Genomic DNA, 19,219 nt, shown 5'->3' with positions numbered 1-19,219 from the left:
CCACAAATATTCTAGAAAATATCATTTGCTATTGCGTTAAACTGCATCAAGAGTGGTTTTGGAGCTAGAGTGTCCCAAGCGCCTTTGTGCTTCTTTAAGGTCTATTCCTGCTGCAAATAGCAAAGACGCATATGTGTGTCTAAGATTGTGGGGTGTTATTTTTGTAACACCCGCCTTTTTTATATAGGTGGCCATTCTATAATTGAAGTTTCGAGCCGGTTCAGGCATTCCAGAATTATCAGCAAAAACGAAATCTTCATCTTTGTATAGTTCGCCCACATCATTCTTTACTTGTTCCTGAACATTCTTTAAAATCCTTAATTGCATTATGACTTGAGGTGGCACAGGTACATTTCGAATAGACGATTCAGTTTTGGGACTGAGTAATTCATAATTACTCTTTAAATCTTTTTCTCTAAAAAGAGTGTATCTCACTTTAATCTCTGATTTTTTAAAGTCTACTTTATCCCATGTCAATGCAACTGCTTCACCTATCCTCAAACCCGAATAAATGAGCAGGAGAAACATAGCTAAATCTCTGGGACGCCCTTTTCTGCTGACAACTTGAAGGAATAGTTTTATTTCTTCTTTCTCCCAAAATTTCATATCCTTTAAATCTTCATCTAATTCCTCTACTTTTTTCTCTTTTGCCTTTTTCGGAAGATTCACGGCATGAATTGGATTATCCTTAAAGTAAGAATCTCGCACAGCTTCTCTGATCATCATATTAAAAACTTGATGAATATTAGTTAATGTGTTTTTAGCATACTCTGGTGCGATCTTATTCAGAAAACCTTCATATGTTTTTTCTGTAACATCCTTAACTCTGCATGAGCCTAAGTTCTTCTTAATTACAATTATGCTATCGTACCTGCTGTCCCAAGAAGATTTCTTAACCGTTAATTTGTATTTCTCAAACCACAAATCAATGTAAGAGGAAATAGTTATATTATCATCTTTTCGGACAAAATCACCATTGATTTCAGCTTGAACAATTGCTGCTTCGGTAGCAGCTTCTTTCTTTGTTCTAAATCCTTTTTTAGACTTCTCCCTTCGCTTTTGGGTAACTGGGTCGTAGTAAGGTATTCTGTATTCCCAGTCTTTTCCCCGCTGCCTAAAACTCACCACTGTATTCTCACTCCATTTGCATTGTAAAATATTGAATAATCCACTTTTAAATAATCATACATATTTTTTCTCAAAGTTGATAGATATTGGATAAAATAATCCGATTAAAATTATTCTAACAACGCAAAAAAGGACCATTCCTGTGAGGAATGTGGTATAATTAAGAAAAGAAGTAATATTTTGAATAATTATTTTCCTGTTCTTATTTTGATTCTTTCGTCAATTATCGACAACATTTTCTATTTTAGTGTGCTAAATTGTTTTGAAAGGTGATCATATGTACAATGCCGTTAAGAATGAAACAAATATTAGATATGTACTGAAAAAACACTTAGAAAAAACGGAAAGATCTCAAAATGGTATTGCAAAAGCAATTGGTATAACTAAGGGTTATATGAGTAAATTTTTCTCCGGTAAAGAAATAGCTTTTTGGATGGTCATTGAAACAGTTAGAGCAATTTTACCGGATAAAGAAAAACAATTGATGAAGGATTATGCAAAAAGCGGGTTTGATAAAAAATACATATATTGTGCTTTGGAATATTATTACACCAACCAAATGTACAATGAGATAAGATATTTAATTGTAAATTACTCTTCGGTAGCACGAGATGCTTGTGATGCTTACCTTTTTGCTCTGAATTTTAGGGAATCTTTTAAACCACTTGATCATCAAAAAGCTCTAAAAAATCTCCGAGCAAATACACCAGAAGGTCAGACATTATTAGAGATTTTCGAATCATATGTCCATTATAATATTGGAAAATACGACTTGAGTTTGTTTTCAATCGATAGAGCAAAAGGATGTTTACAAAAAGTCACCGATCCTTTTTTAAAGAAGAGTTTTCAAGCAAGAATTGATGAGATCCTTGCAAACACTTATCTTAAACAAGAAAACAATATTAAGAGAGCACGGGATTCAGCGCATTCATTAATGAAAACTGGTATTAGTAAAAGCCATATAATGACCGCGACTTACTTAATTGGTCTGTCATACTTTTATGAGTCATATAATATATCCTTTGATTATTATAAAAAGCTTTTAGAATTGTACGAGGACTTCCCAGAAAGAGCAGATGAAATAATTCAAAACAAAGAAGAAATTGCTATACTTCAATATTACTGGTTAAATAAGATCGACGAGGAATTCAATGTGACAAATTTTACTCAGGTTTTAAGCGAAGATAAGTCACTTTCCCTTTATTATATTGATAAAACCTTGCGTCCTTACGCGTATTTGTTCGATGGAATTAGAGAGGGAAGAGCAGATAAAGTTTTGTTATCTTTGCATTTTTTTTCAGAACAGCGTGATTACTTTAGAGCCAATATACCCAAGATCCAGTTGCAAAAAATGGATTTAGACCTTACACTTTAAAGGTCAGGGGGGTGAATATATGAAATTGTTTACAAGTTTGTTCTTAGTATTAATTGTTGTTTTAGCGGCCGGTGTAAAAGAAGCTGACACAAACAGCGCAAACGATATGATTTATCAAACAAAAGAAGTAAGAGTAGGAATGTAAAAAAGACGTTACCATAAATGGTATCGTCTTTCGTGTTTTAAAGAGGTGTTTCCTGTTTTCGAAAAATCACAAAATAGGAAACACCTACAAAATAGAGGGGGTTAATACATTTTGTCTAGTTACGAACAGCTTGTTGAAAAAATAGAGAAAGAAATATCCAAAATAAAGAAACTGAAAGAAGAGAGCAAAAAAAAATAATCAGTCTTTGTCTTTTAAATAATTCTCTCTTAAATTTCTTAGTTCCTTAAGACGATCTATTACATATTTAATTTCTTCTTTTGTGATTTCAGAACCGTTATCATGTACAAGGTTCAGTTTTTCAAGATCATTAATATTTATATGTTTATTTGAAAGTAATTCGTTCTCATTTTCAGTAAAACTATTTATGCTTTCTTCATCAAAAAATAAATAAGAACTATGTACATCAAAATAATCAGCTATTTGATTTATAACCTTAACAGATGGCGTTTGTGTATTATTTTCGATTCTAGATAAATAACTTTGAGATATGCCTATTTCTTTAGCAGCATCTTCTACAGTTTTTTTCTTTTTTAATCTTAGACGTTTCACTGCATAACCTATTTTTCTGTTCTCCATTTTTAAACCACCTTTGATCGTAACAGTTTAACCAACAGATATATAATCAATATATATTTATTATATCACAGTGACTTTCCAGACGGGAATAATTCTTTTAAAAAAGACTTGTCACGAATATTCCTGTGTGGTATATTTATTTTACATTCCTGATAGGAATATTTGGAGGTGCTATGTGATTGATTTAAATGAACTAGCTAGAATGTTGAAACAGAAGAGGAAAGAAAGTGGTCTTTCTCAAGAAGATTTCGCTGAAAAATTGGGCTTTACAGGGTCCTATATTTCAAGGCTTGAAAATGGAAAAGTTTCACCCACTTTTAAAAGTTTAGTGCAAATTTCAGAACATGTTGGCATAAAAGCCAAACTTTTTTTTGGATAGTTTCATACCTATCAGGAATTAAGAGAGAGGAGGAGATTTTTTGAAATTCGAACTCGAAGCATCTGATCTTGAAAAAATCACAAACGATGTTATTGCTAATGTAAGTGCTGCATTAATTCCAAAAATTGAAGAGATGTTTATGGTTATTTCTTCTCAAGATGAATTGCTAACAAAAAAGCAGGTATACGAAAACATCTTAAAATGTACTGCTGCCACAGCAGACGAACTTTACTTTAATCGACCGGATTTTCCGACACTGGATTTGCCTAGTTTACCTGGCGTCCCGCGTCAGCATAAAAGATATTCACGAAAGGCTGTGGAAGCTTGGATTGCAGCAAACACAAAGGGACGACCATAAAACTCAAATCATTGTTGTGAATCAATTCAAATAAGGCGGAGGTTAGATCATGAATAAAAAAACAAGTGAATCAAAAGTTCAAAGTAAGAAAAAGAGAAAAAGCAATCTGTTCCTCGGAGAAGTTTTCTTTGGAACAGAAGACAGAGAAAAACTTTTTACTGAGGCTGTGGCGCCTTATTACACACCAGTAAAAAAAGAGAAGAACAAAAAAAATAAAGAGGCTTGAAACTTTTGTTTCACCTTTTTTTAGAGGACAAGCTTTAATTAGAAAAACTATTCATGAAAAACATTAGGAGGCTTTTAAAGATGGGGGAAGTCAAATGGGTGAAACTAAGCACCCAGATGTTCGATGATGAAAAAATCAAACTCATTGAACAAATGCCTGAATCTGACACTCTGTTGATTATATGGGTTAAGTTACTTGCTCAAGCAGGAAAAACTAACGCATCTGGTTTTATTTATCTAAGCGAAAACGTGCCTTACACAGACGAAATGCTAGCGCATATCTTTGGAAGACCATTAGGAATTGTTCGTATGGCTTTAGACACATTCAGGAAATTTGGCATGATAGAAATCAATGAACAGAATTATATCAGTATATGTAATTGGGAGAAGCATCAGAATTTGGATGCTCTCGAAAAGATCAGGGAGCAGAACCGATTGAGAAAGCAAAAGCAACGCAAAAAACAGAGCCTTCCACAACCAAAAAATGACATGTCACGTGACGTCACGATCAACGTCACACCAAGTCACGCAACAGATATAGATAAAGAATTAGATAAAGATAAAGAATTAAAAGATATATTGTCGGGCAACCCGACTGATAATCCTAAAACTCAAGAATCTGAAATTCCATTCAAACTGATTGTTGATCTTTTGAACAAAGTAACAGGAAAGTCATTCAGACATTCATCTGCAGCTACACAAAGATTAATTAAAGCCCGCTGGAATGACGGGTTCAGATTTGAAGACTTTAAAACAGTGATCCTGACAAAAACTAATCAATGGCTTAAAGACGACAAAATGAATAAATACCTGCAGCCAACGACATTGTTTGGAACAAAGTTTGAAGGATATCTGAATGAAGGTGCGGGGGTGATAAAACGTGCAGAGCATCAAATCAGTGGCAGCGGGACCCTTAAACGCAAGAATGACCTTCCATTCTGATTTTTGTGAGAAACACACATACACCAGAGGTAACAAGGATGTCGTAAAGCCTGTTCGTATGATGATCCTCAATGGCAAGGTTGTCTGTCCAAGGTGTGAACTGGAGGCAGATGAAAAGAAGCTTCAAAGAGACTTAGAGAGTCAGATAGAGTTCAGCCAGCGAACAAAGAATTTCAACACACTTGAAAAGCGAAGCATCTTCCGAGACAGGACCATTGCGAATGCGACGTTTGATAATTACAAAGTGGCCGAGCCTGAGGAATCAGCAAATAAGCGCCGCATGATGGAAATGGTTGGTTATTTAAAACAAGGGGAAGTATTCAACATTTTTCTTCAAGGTCATCCAGGTGTAGGGAAAAGTCACCTAGCTTATGCAGCACTTAAAGCACTCAATGTACCGCCTGACCCTGACAACCCCGAGGATATGGGGAAATCATGCTTGTTTGTAAACCTTGCTGATGCTGCTTTTGCAATTCAAGATTCTTTCCACAACAAAGAAAGTAAATTCACACAAGGTTATGTAACAGGGCTTATAGGTGATGTGGATTATCTTGTGATTGATGACGTAGGGGCTGAAACAGGATCTGAACACTCAAAGAGTGAGGCCACCAACTTTATACACAAGATACTTTATGCAGTCACATCAGCTAGACAGGATAAAGCAACGATTTACACATCCAATTTAACTGGAGACAAATTAAAACAAATGTACGACACAAAACTTGTATCACGAATGACAAAAAGGTCTAAATACATTTTGTTTAAAGAAACCTTTGATAAGCGTGACGAAGAATTGCCCTTTTAGGAGGGAAGCTATGATCGGTAGTAACCCAACAGCATCCGAAATTGCTAGTTTAATAGCCAGTTTGGATGCCAATTTAAAAGACTATGAAAAACACAAGGAGGAACGATCATGAAAAAAGGCGGCAGAAAGCCCACGAGAGCCGAAAGAAAGATTTTAGTGGTAAATGGGTTAAACCCACTTTATTGGCTCGTAGAAAAGAATCTAGCGACATCTGTGCACGTTGTACACAAAGAGGTCGGTCGCAGAAAGGAAATTGCGAAATGAGTGTCACTAGAATCATTTTAGAACATGTGAATTTTGAATGGACGATTGTTGGACTAAAACGTTTTCTTGATTACTGGTACGAAGGCAGATCAATTGAAGAGATGGCGGAGTTATTTAACCGACCGTCAGAAGAAGTATTGTTGCTGATGATTGATTTCAGCAAGCGTGGAAAGATCAAGGAGCGTCCGAACGGTGTCGGCGCAAACGAGCCCATGTATATCAAAAAAAGCGCAATGAGCTACAAAAAAAGAGATTTACGCAGGCTGTTTGAACAACAACCGGTTTACTATGCTTGTCCGCACAGCGATTTCATATGGGATGAAAAAGACATTATTTTATTTAGACAAATGTGGCAGGATCATGAGCCGATCAGACATATGGCCAATCGTTTGGCCCGCAATGTCCATGACATCCTGTTGCTGATTATAGATCAAGCCGAGTTAGGCAAGATCGAACCACGTAAAGGCGGCGCGCTAGGAAAGGAGTACAAGCATGAAAAGAAAAAGCATCTTGTTGCCATTTGAGAAAGCGACAGCACGGCAGTTGGAAGTGATTGCGCGGTATGAAGATTGTCCAAAACGGATCAAGACAGCAGCCGTGCGCCACCTCAAAAAGAGGGGAGGCATTAAGTGATGACCAGTGATGATAGAGCGTTAATGATCGAGTGGTTGAGTCTCAACAACGTTGGTCGCGAATATTGCGAAAAACTATCAGACGAAGAACTCGAAAGAATCTTTAATCTCAACGTGCCGCAGCGTGACGAATAAGGAGGTGAACAATTTGGAGACTGTAGTGAATCCATACAAAGCAGGTCCAGTGAAAGCGTGGGTTATGTCAGAGGATGAGCTTGCAGCTTATAGGCAGCAGCACCCACCAAAACCATATAAAAAGAGACTCAAACGTAAAGACTGGCGTTGGAAGCGCACAGATCAATCCGTCGAGTCTCAATGATCACCATGATTTCCATGTGATTAATAAAACGTAGAGAACTTTATTATATCACATGGAGTGATCAAAGTGAACGAACCGCAGACGATTTCATTAGCAAAAAATGAACTTTTTACAACCTCAGTCGAACAAGGAAAAGTCCAAGTGGTCGTGCTGGACGGTATCAACAATACAGCCTATTGCATCGATGCGCCAGAGCATGGTCACACGATTATCGAGACATTTAAAGGCAGTTTTGACCGAGTTAGATTTGATTTCAGCCATAAAATTAAAAAATAGCAGGGGTTCGTCCCCTGCGTGGGAGGAATCACGATGTTATCAAAAGATCAAGTGAACGTTGAGCACCTTTTGCATGAGGTGGAATGTTTGAAAAGAGAAATATATAAAAAGAATCAGCAGATCGACGGATTCTCAAAGCTTTTCTTAAACGAACTGAATTGGGAGCAGCGACATTTCGAAAGAACTAAAGATGAGTTTCATAGAGGCGGGGTAGCAGCCATGAGAAACATCGAGAAGCAATATGAATTTGCTTTTATGAAGCGATTGGATGGTGAAAAAGTATGAGTCTACCAAAACACGTTGAACTATCGCAGGCTGTCAAAGCCTGCAAACATCAAGCGATCACGATTCAGGATGCTGCTGTCCATCTTAAAGTGCCGGAAAACGTTGTACCAATGCTGGTGCGTGAAAATGATGATCTTGTTATAGAGGGCAATGTCATCTTGGCAAAGCGTGAGTCAAACGGACCTGTCATATTTACACTGCTGGCATTTATGGGGATTATTGCTGTCGCTGGGTTGATGCAATGAAAAGTATAGAGTTATTCGCAGGAATCGGAGGAATTGCACTTGCTGCAGAATGGGCGGGCATTGAAACTGTCGCCTTCTGTGAGCGTGAACCCTACTGTCAAAAACTGCTGAATCAAAACTTCCCTAACGTTCCTGTCTTTGATGATGTACGCACCTTGAATAGACAACTTTTAGAAGACAAAGGAGTGATTGAACCTAATGGAACAATTGACATTATTTCAGGAGGATTCCCTTGCCAGCCTTACAGTAGTGCCGGGAAGCGAAGAGGCACGGAAGATGACCGAGACCTCTGGCCAGAAATGTTTAGGATCATCAAAGAACTCAGACCCACTTGGGTTGTTGGTGAAAACGTTGCTAACTTCGCAAACATGGAACTCGACCGCACGCTACTTGACTTGGAAAGTACGGGTTACAAAGTCCAATCGTTTATTATACCGGCTTGTGCCGTCGACGCCAAACATCGAAGAGATCGAACTTTCGTTGTTTCCTACTCCGACAGCTTCGTACGCATGGAACACAAGAGACAGTCGGAAAAGATTCAACAATCCAAACAGCAAGAGTTACAACGAAAAGAAAGCTGTGATTCCATCGTGTCAGAACCTTCACACAGCTATAACGAAACTCTGGCCGACTCCGAGAGCAAACGATGCGGAGAAGAGGGGGAACATAAATCCATACGACAAGAGAAATGGACTTCCTGCAGCTGTACAACTTTTTCCGACAAAGAGAACCAAGGGGATGTGCGGCGGCACTGGGTCATTTCAGACAATGATCGATCTTCAGGAACAAGGAGTTATCACCGAAGAGGAACGGAAACAGATGACGTCGGTCAACGGTGGCCAGCTGAACCCGACGTGGGTCGAGTGGCTCATGGGGTTCCCAATCGGGTGGACAGAATTAAAGGATTAGGAAACGCCGTTGTACCACAACAAATTTACCCAATCTTTAAAGCGATTGTTGATATATCAAATAGAGCCTAGCGGCTTAGGAGGAAACGGAATGAGTGAACATGTGTTAAAGGAATTTGAAACGCTTAGGGAAGCGATTGAATTTATAAAAAACGAACTGAAAAAAACTGATGCTGAAAGAACAGAAGCTAGAGAAATCTCCTTGAAAATAAATCCTAGTAGAGTATTAGAGTCTATGGAGGAAGATAACTGGAACGATGAATTGTTTTTATTGTATTCGATTGATGACGGTCCTTTCTTCGTTTTTGGATCAGATTATGATATAGAACGTTGGCTAGAAAGTGATGCTTGGGACAATTGGGGTTTGTGGGAGCTCAACGATATTGAAGGATCGTTGAATGAAGATGTAATTATATGGAATTTTCATAGGGATATTTGCAAGGAAAAGTGGGAGATACTTTACAGAAATTCAAAACCATATATAAACGGTTGGTCAAGACAGCGTAAAGAAATAGCGTTTGAAGCAGTTCCATCATTCTCATTAAATTAAATTGAAAAGGGGCCAATGAAGTGAAAAAACTACTAATCACACTAACTATTATTATTGCGGCGGTGCTTTATGCGCCGTCTGCTCAAGCGGTAACTAGCGGATATAAAACAATCGGAGGGCATACAGTCAGCGTATCAACGGATGCTAATTCTTACACGCCGAGAGCTAAATCAATCGACGTGACAGCACGTAAAACGGGCAATGAGACAGTATACTACCGCTTCACGTTACAAAAGAAGGTGAGCGGCAAATGGAAAGATCAACGGTTTAGTCTCGTTGGATCGTTTAAGACCGCCACACCTGCAAAAGAGTTTTACATCGTCAATCACACATCCGGCACGCAACGGATCAAAATGACAATCTACAAAAACAGTAATTGGACAGGCGTTAAGGGGCATATCTATACACCAGCTTTCGAGGTGAAATAAAAAGCATTTATTTTGTGAATGTTATATAATTAAATCAAAAAGGATTGTTTTGGATGTACTGGTTGACTACTTTTATTTTTGGTTTAATTTTTACAGTAATTAATAGCCTTATTATGAGATTGTTAGATCGAAAAGAATATAAAAACAGAGTTGAAATTGCAAATTCAGAGTTAAACAAGACGCTGAAAAATTATATCTCAGAAGGCGAAATCCCGAGTGTTTCCCTTATAAAAACACTGTGTATGGCATATTCAAAATCATACAAAATAAAGAGTAAAGATATTAATAATTTAGAGAATGTAATTAATCGTCTCATTAGAGAGATTTTTGAAACGAGTTTTCTACCGAGTTCTCAAAAATCAAAAATATCCGAAGAGTTATTAGATTTAAAAGAATCTAGTCTGAATTCGAACCTTTCGAATAATTCCAATAATGAAGCTAGTGATGAGAATGAAAAAAGTATTCATTCACTTTTTAGTTTTGTAACTGGTTCAGCTATCGCTTTTCTTTTTACAACGATTGTTTTAGATATTCTAAATCAAAACCTTAACTTTATTAAGGATGATACTCCTATTAATTTATTAATTTTCTTAACAACATCTGCTGTGATTTCTCTCATGATAATGATAGTGATAAAATTTCTTCTTAGGAAAAAATAAGTCCAAGACGGAGAGCCTGCGGACACTGATCAACACCTTTTAAGGGTGCTGGTTGGTGTCCGTTTTTTATTTGTCTGAACGGAGGATGAACATTAAGAAGGATAAACCAAAAAAACAGCCGCAGAAGCTCACTGACAGAGATTTAAGAGAGCTTATGGGGCAAAACATGCAACGATTAAAGCGAGTCAAAGGCGGGGCAATGCGCAGAAAATAAAGGGGGAATTATCTTGAATCAAACACTTTTAGACATTCCGCAGATCGACGAAGAAAAAACAAGATTCAAAATGGAAAAAATGATGGAAAAATATAAAATACTTAGGTTGCAAACGCCGGAAGACTTTCTTCCAAAGATCACAACAACATATACCATAACGCCGCCGAGTTTCTCCAATCAGTTTCATTCATCGACCGAGGATGCAGCCCTTAAAAAAATGGACTGGGAAATCAAGCGTGATCAATTCATGAAACGGATTCAGCGTGCAATCAATCGTCTTACGCAAAAAGAGCGCCGCATTCTAGTTATGCTCTATATGCAAGATGAAGAAATGTTTGATTACGAAATTTACGGGGAGATGGGTCTCAGTCAAAGGAATTATTATCGTGTTAAAAATAAAGCGTATTATAGACTGGCCTTTGCTTTGAGAGAAGAAGTGTACAAGCAGGGGGATAAATCATGAATTTTGTTCAGCCGATTAGGGACCTTGATCAGATCCATTATATAAAGAAATATCTTGGAGAGCGGAACAAAAGAAACTTGCTGCTTTTTGTGGCCGGAATCAATTTGGGCTTGAGAATATCTGATCTTCTTCAATTACGTGTTAAAGACGTTAAGAAACAATATGTGTCTTTAAGGGAGAAGAAGACAGGCAAAGAAAAAAGAATCAAGATAAACAAGACACTTCGGAAAGCACTAGATCAATATATTAAAGATCGTGATGATCAAGAGTATATATTTAGAAGCAGGGAGGGGCTAAACAAGCCAATTAGTCGTAGTAGTGCATATATCATTTTGAGAGAGGCAGCTGAGTATGTTGGCCTTGATAGTATAGGCACACATACACTAAGGAAGACATTCGGTTACTGGCATTATAAGAAATTCAAGGATGTTGCTCTATTGCAAGAAATGTTCAATCACTCAAGTCCGGATATTACATTGAGATATATCGGAATCACCCAGGATACAATGGACAAAACGATGGATAATTTTGGGATATGAAATTAAGGACTCAAAATAATTTGAATCTAAAGGTAAGAACTTAATATCAAATATTTAATTTACCCCCATATTTATCCTTGATTAAAATCTCCAAAAGTTTATATTAATAGTAATTAATAATATTAGGAGTGGTGAATAATTTTGACGGTTGAGTATGAATTTCTTGAACAAATTTTTGGACCATTTATATCTAGTAAAAAGAAACCAAGAGAAATATATCATTATACAGATATTCATGGTTTTAAGGGGATTCTTGAAAATAAGGCTTTTTGGATTTCTCATATTGACTTCTTAAATGATATGAATGAAATAAAATATACTTTAGGGTTAAGCAGAGAAATAATGTTTTCCTTTTGTGAAAAATATGGATTAAGTGAAAGTGAAACAGAATCAATCATGAGGGATTATGACATGTTAATTACTTTGTATTTTGAACAGGAAAAAAAGAATTGTTATTCACTTTCCTTTAGCACCAACCCAGATTCAAATTTACTATGGTCAAATTATTCAAAAAATGATGGCTATTGTATTAAGCTTGATTTAAACAAGTTAACTGCCAGCTTTAAAAAGGCTGGATTGAATGTGATTGTTTCACAAGTAAATTACGATATTACTCAGCAAAAAAGGCTATTAGAATCCGTATTAATTAGTATGTTTTATACCATAAGAACTCTTAATGGAAAATCAGTTGATTTCAATGAAATTTTAGCTAAATCGCCATCAGATAATAAAACAGAAGCTCCAGCAGCTGATTTAGAAGTGATTTTGGACGAGGCAATAGCAGAGATATTACAAAAGAACGCTTCAGCAGTTGATTTAGAAGAAATTTTTAAAAAAACTGCCGTAAAGATCTCAAAAGAAAAGGTTTCAGCAACTGGCTTTGCTGAAATTTATAAAGAGCTCTCAGAAAGAACTTATGCAACAATTTTGCTTGGCAGTTTAGAGTTAGTAAATTATATCTCTATATTTTTTAAAGATGTTTGCTTTGCACAGGAAGAAGAGTTTAGGTTAGCTATCAGAAATATAGAAACCTATCAATGTAGAGTATCGAATGGGACTTTTATTCCTTATATAGAATCGAAATTTGATAAAAAAGCTGTTTTAGGTGTAAGTATTGGACCAAAAAACAATATGGATATTAATTTGGAAGGGCTTCGCAAATTTCTCAAATTAGTGGATATTGATATTTCATCTGATGAGATTAAAAAATCAAGTATACCATATCGATTTTAGAAATATTATATATTTGCTCACTATGGAATAAAATATCAAATATGCTTTAATAAAGATAAATTTATGGACTCACCTATTTAGTAAAAGGTGAGTCTTAATTTTGCTTTTTAGATCAGCTGGCCAAAATGAGAAAATGTCCAACTGATTTTAAGAAAATGGCTGAAAAGCAAGAGGGGCAAAAGATTTAGCGTTTCCCTGAGTTAGACACAATAATAGATATGGTTAATTGGTGGATTGTGTGGATTATAATGGTTGAAATTAGAAAATTAATAATGTAAATTACATTCATAAAGTCAATTTAGGAGGATACAATGACAAGTAGAGATTGGAAATGGACAGTAAGTGTCTTGATAGGTTTAATAGTCTTATTATTAACCTATAATTTATGGGGTAAACAAGACTCCATTATAGATGTTATTTCTATAGGAAGCGGCATAACATCAATTGTATTAGCAATTCTAGCAATTATTATGTCTTTGTTCGAAGGCTTTAAAACTCACTTTAGAGAAGAGAAGTTAGATGCGAATATTAGTAAATTAGAAAAAAATCTTATAAGTATGGAAAATATCATAGTGGAAGGAAATAATTCTACACATAACAAAATAGAGGACATGGTTAAAATGTATAAGGATTTTGAGGAAAGTCCTGCTTCGAAAGCAATTTACAATGAGCAATTAAAAGATGAAGAGAAACAAGATGTTAATAATAAGAGTGAAGAAAGGAAAGGAGGTACAACTTCAATCAAACAAGCAAAGAAGAAAGTTAGAAATAAAGTATTTGAGCCTGAAATTAGACAAGGCGGTATTTACCAAATGGACTCTAGAGTTAGTGACGATGGAAACTCGTACTATTTGGTAATTAGCAATGATACCTCAAATAAATATTCTCGTTCAGTAGGGGTAGTAAAGTTAACAAATCAAATTAAAGAGAGTTCATTGCCAACTCATGTTCTTATAGAAAAGTCGATATTAAAGACGGAAATGGACTATTTTGCTGCATGTGAAATTATTCGCACAATCTCCAGAAGGAGGTTGGTAAATAAAGTTGCCGATTTAGACAAATTTAAAATGAAACAAATAATGATTGCTTTGAAAGTTTATTTAGGTTTTTTTAAAACTTCGTGAGTTATAAAAATGGCACACTTTTGGCACTATCTTGGCAAAGCATTTTGTCTCAGAGCGGTTATGATGGTATTAGGTGATAAGTTGAAGAGCGGCTTCCATTGTGGAACCGCTTTTTTATTGGCAAGTGAATGGAGCATTAATATATATGGTGAAATGGTGGATTGTGTGGATAACTAAAAGTGTATAATAATAGTTAAGGAGGAATAAAATGAGTGATCTTGTTGGAAATATAAAAACAATATTAGAGAAATTAAAAAATCACAATAGGAGTTATTCACAATTAAAAAGCGATATTTTTGATAATGACAATGTTCAATTAATAGTAGAGACTTCTGGAATTGCAAAGACTTTATATAAATCATATAAGTTTGGCAGCATGTTAAAATTTAGAGCATTTTTAAATGGATTTAGCATGAACGAAGATCCTACACAAGCTCAACTAGAAAAATTAGAAAAATATATTTCTGTCGATGATGAGAAAGTCGAATTTATAAGTAATTTTTTTCAAATATATTGTTATCTAATTCAAGTAAAGCATGTGTCATAATGGGGACCATTTTAAAAGATATTGTAGATAAGGAAAGTGTTGTTAAACATGAAGATTTAATTGCGATCAATGCTTTAAAAGAATTTTATGATGTGGATATTGTAAATTTTAATATTATAGAATCAGTATTTATTGACAAGTCAGAAGAGAAAATAGGTTTGACAGACATTCTTTTTAAGATAAAACATAATGACTTAGATGATTTAAGTGTTCTAATGACCTTAGATAAAGCTGCAGCAACTCAATTATTATTTGTAACTACATCGGTTGACATGTCTACAGATGTAAACAAATTTGAGAATAGAAGAAAAGAAGCAGATAATTTTTATGTAATGACGTCTGGAGGAAAGGTACTAACGAAGTACATTAACAGAATTTCAGAACTCTAGAATGGCATAATTTTGGCACGATCTTGGCAAAACGTTTTGTCTGAGAGAGGTTATGATGGTATTAGGTGATAAATTAAGATTAAGAACGTCGTCTCCTTTAAGGGGACGTTTTTTAATTCGAATTTTCTAATTTCTGTCGATATAAAGACAGGAGGTTTTTAGAAATGAAAAAGTCGAATATGTATTCAAATACTGTTTTCTTTATTATTATTATTTCTTTACTATTAGGTGATCTTATTATTTACACAGGATTATTGAATTTGTTTTTTGAAGAGAAGGAAACAATGTGGGCTGGAATAATAGGTTTCACTGGTGCGGTAATAGGTGGGGGAATAACTTATTATGGTATTAGAATGCAATTAAACCATAGAGATAGGGAATTATTTTTGCAAACGGTACACATTAAAATGGAGACTTGTCAAGAATTTATAAGGAAATATTTTAATTATCAAACCTTGGCATATGGTGGGTTAGAAATTTCAAGAAATTTAGATAATGAAAAACGTGAAAAATTTTTAAGTAATCAATCTTATTTAATTCCAGAATTTACTGAGCTTATATTTCAAGATAGGGCCGCTTACATGAGTGTTCTCGATTATGAATCTGCTGAAAAGGCAAAAGAAATTCGTACCTCATTAAATAAAAAAGTGACAACATTGGGTAAGGTAAAAAAACACATAAACTACGTTGAAGCTTTTGAGGAGATTGAACAGTATTGTCTTATATTTCATAAAACTTTTGAGCAACTTGAAAACAAGTATATTGAACTTAAAAAATTCAATAAATAAAAGTTTGAATACTAATGGCATCCTTCGGGGTGCTTTTTATTTTGGGGAGGGACACAACATGGACAACTCACTAAGGGAACTAATCATTAACTCAGCAATTGGACACGCAATAAGTACAGACCAATTGTATAACGGTCTTAAAGCCCTTAATAAAAGGGGCTGTATATGGGCGGATGGGGAGATCATCAGGGGGTTAGGGATGCTTGGGTCTTATGGTGTGAGGGATAGGCAAGCTATAGACAGCATCCTACATGTCAGCCAGACTATGTCCTATGAAGCAGCACGATCCTATCTAGCATCATATCAAAGGCAGTATAGGGGGTTTTATGCTGTACAGAAAGTGGGACATCTTCATGCCTTTGTTTTGTTAGCGATGATAGATGAGAGGAAAGCTGGTGAATCAAATGCCACCTAAACCATTGAGGGAGTGTAAGGTGCGAGGGTGCAGAGAGTTAACAAGGGATGGTTATTGTCCTACTCATGCTGATGGTAAGCAGCAGGAAGCGAAGTATTACAACAAACATGTTCGAGATAAACAATCAACAAGTTTTTATAAATCAAGAGAATGGAAACAGACAAGACAACTTGTTCTAATGCGGGACAATTACCTTTGTCAAAGCTGTTTAAAACAAGATCGTGTCGTCCCTGCTGTCATGGTTCATCACATAGTGGAGCTTAAACAGGATTGGAACAGTCGATTAGATTTAAATAATCTCGAAAGTATGTGTAATAGCTGTCACAACAAGGTTCATGGCAAGCGAGGGTCATAGTACCCCCCGGCATTAAATCCCTAGAAAACGGCTTTGTGAAGATCGGTGAGCCGTCGTCTGCAAACAAACACCGCTTTTCAAAGTTTCCAAAAACACGAAAAACCCCCTCGGTGAAAATACCGAGAGGGCTTGGTATGACTGGTTTTGTTGTTAATTCGATCATAGCATGATTATGCTCAAAAACAAGCATAAATTTCAAAAATTTGAAACGGAATGAGGTGAAAAATATGCCGAGACCTGCAAAATCCGCAACGCTTCAATTGATACAAGGTAACCCAAACAAGAAAAATACTAACGAATTGGAAATGCGTGCTGAGCAAGAACAGAAAATGAAAATGCGATCAAACAATATCAAACCTCCATCCTGGTTAGATAAGGTTGCAAAAAAGGAATTTAAACGGATTGCCGAGCTATTAAAGGAAGTGGACATTATAACGGAGGCAGACATCAGCATGTTGGCCGCCTATTGTAATGCCTATTCTCAATATATTTCTATTACCAAGGTGATAGAGGAAGATGGACTCATGGTTCATAAAGATGGATTTGATGAGGACGGAAATCCAATTGAATTGATTGGAGAAGAACACCCATTATTGAAAAGACAAAAGAACTTCTTTGATCAAATGAAGTCAGCTGCAAATGATTTTGGTCTTACTCCATCAGCCCGCGCAAAACTAGCGATCACCAAAACGCAGGAGATTCGGGAAAAGACGGCTGCTGAGAAGGAGTTTGATAACGTGTGACAATTAAGCAGTTTATGATTGATTACTCAAATGATGTTCTACAAGGGGAAATTGTAGCTTGCCAAAAACACATTTGGGCTTGTCAACGTTTTTTGAATGATGTTGAACGAGAAGGAACAGAAGAGTTTCCGTATGTATTCGATGAAGAAAAAGCACGCAGATTTCTTTTTTGGATGACTCAATTTAAACATACCAAAGGGCCATTAGCAGGCGAGAATATTGATCCTGATCCTATTCAGATTTTTATTTTTGGCAATGTCTATGGATGGGTCCACAAAGATACTGACACTCGTCGTTTTACAACTGTATATTGGCAAGTTGGCCGTAAAAATGCAAAGACTCAAAGTTTAGCAACTGTTGGATCTTATGAAGCAATGGCGCTTGGAGAAAGTATGTCGGAAGTGTATATAGGTGCCACCAAAAAAGAGCAGGCCAAGATTTGCTGGAAAGAAATAAATGCTCAAATTGAGGGTAGCGATCTTCTCAATAAACCATCAAAAAAATATAAGGTAGCATATGGGACAATTGAACATATTAAAACAAAATCAATTATCACACCACTTGCAAAAGATGCCGGGAAAACAGGAGATGGATTTAATCCCCAATGTGGAATTATTGATGAATATCATGCTCACCCAACATCAGAAATATATGATGTTATTGAATCGGGTATGGGAGCAAGATCACAACCTTTAATGGTAATTATCACAACTGCTGGACCTGAATTGAATAATCCTGCTTACCGTGTCGAGTACAATTTTGCTTCTCGTCTTTTAGATCCAAATATGGTAGAGAAAAATGACCATTACTTTGCAATGATTAATGAGTTAGATGCAGATGATGATATTAAAGACGAGAGTAAATGGGAAAAAGCGAATCCGATACTTGCAAAACACGAGTTTGGCATAAATTATTTAAGACGGCGTTTGGAAATGGCTTTGAATGTACCGGAAAAAATGCGTGATTTCCTCACCAAAAATATGGATATTTGGGTGAACATGCGATCAAACGGATATATGGATATGCAAGCATGGTCTGATTGCGGGTTGAGTGAGGGTCTACCAGATTTAAAAGGTAAGGAATGTTATGCAGGGATTGACCTATCAAAACGTATTGATTTAACAGCCGCCAGTTTTGAATTTCCACTCGAAAATGGGATGTATTATGTTACAGCGCATGGCTTTATGCCAGAAGATACGTTTCATGAAAGGATGAAAACTGACAAGGTACCGTATGATTTGTGGGTCAAAAAAGGTTGGCTAACTCTTACTGATGGTGCTGTCGTTGACTATGACTATATTCGTGCGTACATCAAAAGAATGGAAATAGAAAAAGGGTGGAAAATCAAAGAGATTGGATATGATCCATATAACGCAACGCAATTTGCGCAACAAATGGAAGCTGATGGATATGTCATGATCGAGATTAGGCAAGGGGTGCAAACCTTATCTGAGCCGACCAAAGATTTACGTGAGAAAGCTAAATCGCGAAAATTAATCCATGACAACAATGATCTATTAACGTGGGCGATGGGGAATGCCGTCACGAAGATTGACGCGCAGGAGAATATCATGCTTGATAAATCAAAATCGTCACAACGTATTGATCCAGCAGCTGCACTTATAAACGCTCATGTGAGAGCTAGTCAAAATGATGATCATTTAGATTTGAATGAGTATATTTTGTCAGGGGGCTTTTCATTCTAATGAAAAATACCATAAAAAAAATAATGATTTTTCTATTCTCAATCTTAAATGACCTAGTATTTTTTGCTGGGGCAATCTTTATTACAATAGCAGCTTATAAAATACATGAAATCATCGGTCTTTTAGTGACAGGTGGTTTTTTTATATTTACAGCAATTTTAATGAGCCGAAGGAGGTGATTAA

The 19,219-nt window shown here is 36.0% G+C and carries 34 protein-coding genes; 32 read left to right on the top strand and 2 right to left on the bottom strand.

Annotation, left to right across the window (positions count from 1 at the left end; translation table 11 throughout):
* Positions 1–36: 36 nt before the first annotated feature.
* Positions 37–1,128 carry a site-specific integrase gene (locus tag CKW02_RS12435; protein WP_003216214.1) on the bottom strand — a complete coding sequence of 364 codons (1,092 nt, stop codon included), beginning with the start codon at positions 1,126–1,128 and terminating at the stop codon, positions 37–39.
* A 277-nt stretch (positions 1,129–1,405) separates the two neighbouring features.
* On the opposite strand from CKW02_RS12435, the gene CKW02_RS12430 reads away from it, so the two are divergent.
* Positions 1,406–2,503 carry an AimR family lysis-lysogeny pheromone receptor gene (locus CKW02_RS12430; protein WP_003216375.1) on the top strand — a complete coding sequence of 366 codons (1,098 nt, stop codon included), beginning with the start codon at positions 1,406–1,408 and terminating at the stop codon, positions 2,501–2,503.
* Positions 2,504–2,522: 19 nt separating this feature from the next.
* Positions 2,523–2,648, top strand: coding sequence for a hypothetical protein (locus tag CKW02_RS20620; protein ID WP_003216737.1), 126 nt, complete (start codon positions 2,523–2,525; stop codon positions 2,646–2,648).
* A gap of 198 nt (positions 2,649–2,846) precedes the next feature.
* Here CKW02_RS20620 and CKW02_RS12425 read toward each other — a convergent pair whose 3' ends face one another.
* Positions 2,847–3,245: a helix-turn-helix domain-containing protein gene (locus CKW02_RS12425; protein ID WP_003216602.1), complete on the bottom strand. Its 399-nt coding sequence runs from the start codon at positions 3,243–3,245 to the stop codon at positions 2,847–2,849.
* A 175-nt stretch (positions 3,246–3,420) separates the two neighbouring features.
* Here CKW02_RS12425 and CKW02_RS12420 point away from each other — a divergent pair, with 175 nt between their 5' ends.
* The 30 genes from CKW02_RS12420 (at position 3,421) to CKW02_RS12305 (ending at position 19,215) form a co-directional block, all read left to right on the top strand.
* On the top strand, positions 3,421–3,624 hold the full coding sequence (locus CKW02_RS12420) for a helix-turn-helix domain-containing protein (RefSeq protein WP_003216339.1): 204 nt from the start codon (positions 3,421–3,423) through the stop codon (positions 3,622–3,624).
* Between the two features lie 40 nt (positions 3,625–3,664).
* Positions 3,665–3,982: a hypothetical protein gene (locus CKW02_RS12415; RefSeq protein WP_003216657.1), complete on the top strand. Its 318-nt coding sequence runs from the start codon at positions 3,665–3,667 to the stop codon at positions 3,980–3,982.
* Between the two features lie 49 nt (positions 3,983–4,031).
* On the top strand, positions 4,032–4,208 hold the full coding sequence (locus CKW02_RS20310; RefSeq protein WP_003216681.1) for a hypothetical protein: 177 nt from the start codon (positions 4,032–4,034) through the stop codon (positions 4,206–4,208).
* Positions 4,209–4,288: 80 nt separating this feature from the next.
* Positions 4,289–5,149 carry a phage replisome organizer N-terminal domain-containing protein gene (locus CKW02_RS12410; RefSeq protein WP_003216567.1) on the top strand — a complete coding sequence of 287 codons (861 nt, stop codon included), beginning with the start codon at positions 4,289–4,291 and terminating at the stop codon, positions 5,147–5,149.
* Complete coding sequence (locus CKW02_RS12405; RefSeq protein WP_231953203.1) at positions 5,088–5,954, top strand: P-loop NTPase family protein; 867 nt, start codon at positions 5,088–5,090, stop codon at positions 5,952–5,954. Before CKW02_RS12410 ends, CKW02_RS12405 begins: the two co-directional genes overlap by 62 nt.
* 108 nt (positions 5,955–6,062) lie before the next feature.
* Complete coding sequence (locus CKW02_RS20305) at positions 6,063–6,218, top strand: DUF6906 family protein (RefSeq protein WP_003216234.1); 156 nt, start codon at positions 6,063–6,065, stop codon at positions 6,216–6,218.
* Positions 6,215–6,742, top strand: coding sequence for a hypothetical protein (locus CKW02_RS12400; protein WP_003216670.1), 528 nt, complete (start codon positions 6,215–6,217; stop codon positions 6,740–6,742). Before CKW02_RS20305 ends, CKW02_RS12400 begins: the two co-directional genes overlap by 4 nt.
* Before the next feature lie 108 nt (positions 6,743–6,850).
* The gene (locus tag CKW02_RS20150; protein ID WP_155114469.1) at positions 6,851–6,985 is read left to right on the top strand and encodes a BH0509 family protein; all 135 of its coding nucleotides are present in this window, start codon (positions 6,851–6,853) and stop codon (positions 6,983–6,985) included.
* 4 nt (positions 6,986–6,989) lie between these two features.
* Positions 6,990–7,169, top strand: a complete 180-nt coding sequence (locus tag CKW02_RS20300) for a hypothetical protein (protein WP_231953233.1) — start codon at positions 6,990–6,992, stop codon at positions 7,167–7,169.
* 66 nt (positions 7,170–7,235) lie between these two features.
* On the top strand, positions 7,236–7,445 hold the full coding sequence (locus tag CKW02_RS12395; protein ID WP_003216388.1) for an XtrA/YqaO family protein: 210 nt from the start codon (positions 7,236–7,238) through the stop codon (positions 7,443–7,445).
* A 33-nt stretch (positions 7,446–7,478) separates the two neighbouring features.
* Positions 7,479–7,730 carry a hypothetical protein gene (locus CKW02_RS12390; protein WP_003216213.1) on the top strand — a complete coding sequence of 84 codons (252 nt, stop codon included), beginning with the start codon at positions 7,479–7,481 and terminating at the stop codon, positions 7,728–7,730.
* Positions 7,727–7,975 (top strand): hypothetical protein, encoded by a 249-nt coding sequence (locus CKW02_RS12385; protein WP_003216686.1) that lies wholly within the window; start codon positions 7,727–7,729, stop codon positions 7,973–7,975. The genes CKW02_RS12390 and CKW02_RS12385 overlap by 4 nt, the downstream gene beginning before the upstream one ends.
* Complete coding sequence (locus CKW02_RS12380) at positions 7,972–8,955, top strand: DNA cytosine methyltransferase (protein ID WP_003216524.1); 984 nt, start codon at positions 7,972–7,974, stop codon at positions 8,953–8,955. The genes CKW02_RS12385 and CKW02_RS12380 overlap by 4 nt, the downstream gene beginning before the upstream one ends.
* A gap of 19 nt (positions 8,956–8,974) precedes the next feature.
* Complete coding sequence (locus CKW02_RS12375; RefSeq protein WP_003216673.1) at positions 8,975–9,433, top strand: hypothetical protein; 459 nt, start codon at positions 8,975–8,977, stop codon at positions 9,431–9,433.
* Positions 9,434–9,453: 20 nt separating this feature from the next.
* A complete protein-coding gene (locus CKW02_RS12370) occupies positions 9,454–9,861 on the top strand; it encodes a hypothetical protein (RefSeq protein WP_003216655.1) in 408 nt (135 codons plus the stop codon).
* Positions 9,862–9,914: 53 nt separating this feature from the next.
* On the top strand, positions 9,915–10,520 hold the full coding sequence (locus CKW02_RS12365) for a hypothetical protein (protein WP_003216268.1): 606 nt from the start codon (positions 9,915–9,917) through the stop codon (positions 10,518–10,520).
* Between the two features lie 85 nt (positions 10,521–10,605).
* Positions 10,606–10,734 (top strand): hypothetical protein, encoded by a 129-nt coding sequence (locus CKW02_RS20615; protein ID WP_257736824.1) that lies wholly within the window; start codon positions 10,606–10,608, stop codon positions 10,732–10,734.
* Positions 10,735–10,747: 13 nt separating this feature from the next.
* The gene (locus tag CKW02_RS12360; RefSeq protein WP_003216791.1) at positions 10,748–11,197 is read left to right on the top strand and encodes an ArpU family phage packaging/lysis transcriptional regulator; all 450 of its coding nucleotides are present in this window, start codon (positions 10,748–10,750) and stop codon (positions 11,195–11,197) included.
* Positions 11,194–11,736 carry a site-specific integrase gene (locus tag CKW02_RS12355; protein ID WP_003216618.1) on the top strand — a complete coding sequence of 181 codons (543 nt, stop codon included), beginning with the start codon at positions 11,194–11,196 and terminating at the stop codon, positions 11,734–11,736. The genes CKW02_RS12360 and CKW02_RS12355 overlap by 4 nt, the downstream gene beginning before the upstream one ends.
* Before the next feature lie 141 nt (positions 11,737–11,877).
* Positions 11,878–12,969, top strand: a complete 1,092-nt coding sequence (locus tag CKW02_RS12350) for a DUF2971 domain-containing protein (protein ID WP_003216827.1) — start codon at positions 11,878–11,880, stop codon at positions 12,967–12,969.
* A 311-nt stretch (positions 12,970–13,280) separates the two neighbouring features.
* A complete protein-coding gene (locus tag CKW02_RS12345; protein WP_003216373.1) occupies positions 13,281–14,093 on the top strand; it encodes a type II toxin-antitoxin system PemK/MazF family toxin in 813 nt (270 codons plus the stop codon).
* A gap of 9 nt (positions 14,094–14,102) precedes the next feature.
* On the top strand, positions 14,103–14,270 hold the full coding sequence (locus tag CKW02_RS20145) for a hypothetical protein (protein WP_155114468.1): 168 nt from the start codon (positions 14,103–14,105) through the stop codon (positions 14,268–14,270).
* A 31-nt stretch (positions 14,271–14,301) separates the two neighbouring features.
* Complete coding sequence (locus CKW02_RS12340) at positions 14,302–14,640, top strand: hypothetical protein (protein ID WP_003216755.1); 339 nt, start codon at positions 14,302–14,304, stop codon at positions 14,638–14,640.
* A complete protein-coding gene (locus CKW02_RS12335) occupies positions 14,640–15,029 on the top strand; it encodes a hypothetical protein (protein WP_003216707.1) in 390 nt (129 codons plus the stop codon). The genes CKW02_RS12340 and CKW02_RS12335 overlap by 1 nt, the downstream gene beginning before the upstream one ends.
* A 164-nt stretch (positions 15,030–15,193) precedes the next feature.
* On the top strand, positions 15,194–15,817 hold the full coding sequence (locus tag CKW02_RS12330; protein ID WP_003216536.1) for a hypothetical protein: 624 nt from the start codon (positions 15,194–15,196) through the stop codon (positions 15,815–15,817).
* A 58-nt stretch (positions 15,818–15,875) separates the two neighbouring features.
* A complete protein-coding gene (locus CKW02_RS12325) occupies positions 15,876–16,232 on the top strand; it encodes a hypothetical protein (RefSeq protein ID WP_034620567.1) in 357 nt (118 codons plus the stop codon).
* Positions 16,222–16,587, top strand: coding sequence for an HNH endonuclease (locus CKW02_RS12320; RefSeq protein WP_034620643.1), 366 nt, complete (start codon positions 16,222–16,224; stop codon positions 16,585–16,587). The genes CKW02_RS12325 and CKW02_RS12320 overlap by 11 nt, the downstream gene beginning before the upstream one ends.
* Before the next feature lie 227 nt (positions 16,588–16,814).
* The gene (locus tag CKW02_RS12315; RefSeq protein WP_003216465.1) at positions 16,815–17,330 is read left to right on the top strand and encodes a phage terminase small subunit P27 family; all 516 of its coding nucleotides are present in this window, start codon (positions 16,815–16,817) and stop codon (positions 17,328–17,330) included.
* Between the two features lie 14 nt (positions 17,331–17,344).
* Complete coding sequence (locus CKW02_RS12310) at positions 17,345–19,036, top strand: terminase large subunit (RefSeq protein WP_034620640.1); 1,692 nt, start codon at positions 17,345–17,347, stop codon at positions 19,034–19,036.
* Entirely contained in the window at positions 19,036–19,215 is a 180-nt protein-coding gene (locus tag CKW02_RS12305; protein ID WP_003216556.1) for a hypothetical protein, read from the top strand. The genes CKW02_RS12310 and CKW02_RS12305 overlap by 1 nt, the downstream gene beginning before the upstream one ends.
* Positions 19,216–19,219: the final 4 nt, after the last annotated feature.

Source organism: Bacillus pumilus, from assembly GCF_900186955.1.
GTDB lineage: Bacteria > Bacillota > Bacilli > Bacillales > Bacillaceae > Bacillus > Bacillus pumilus.
The sequence above is the reverse complement of the archived record's forward strand: the minus strand, read 5'-3'. Positions and strand labels throughout refer to the sequence as shown.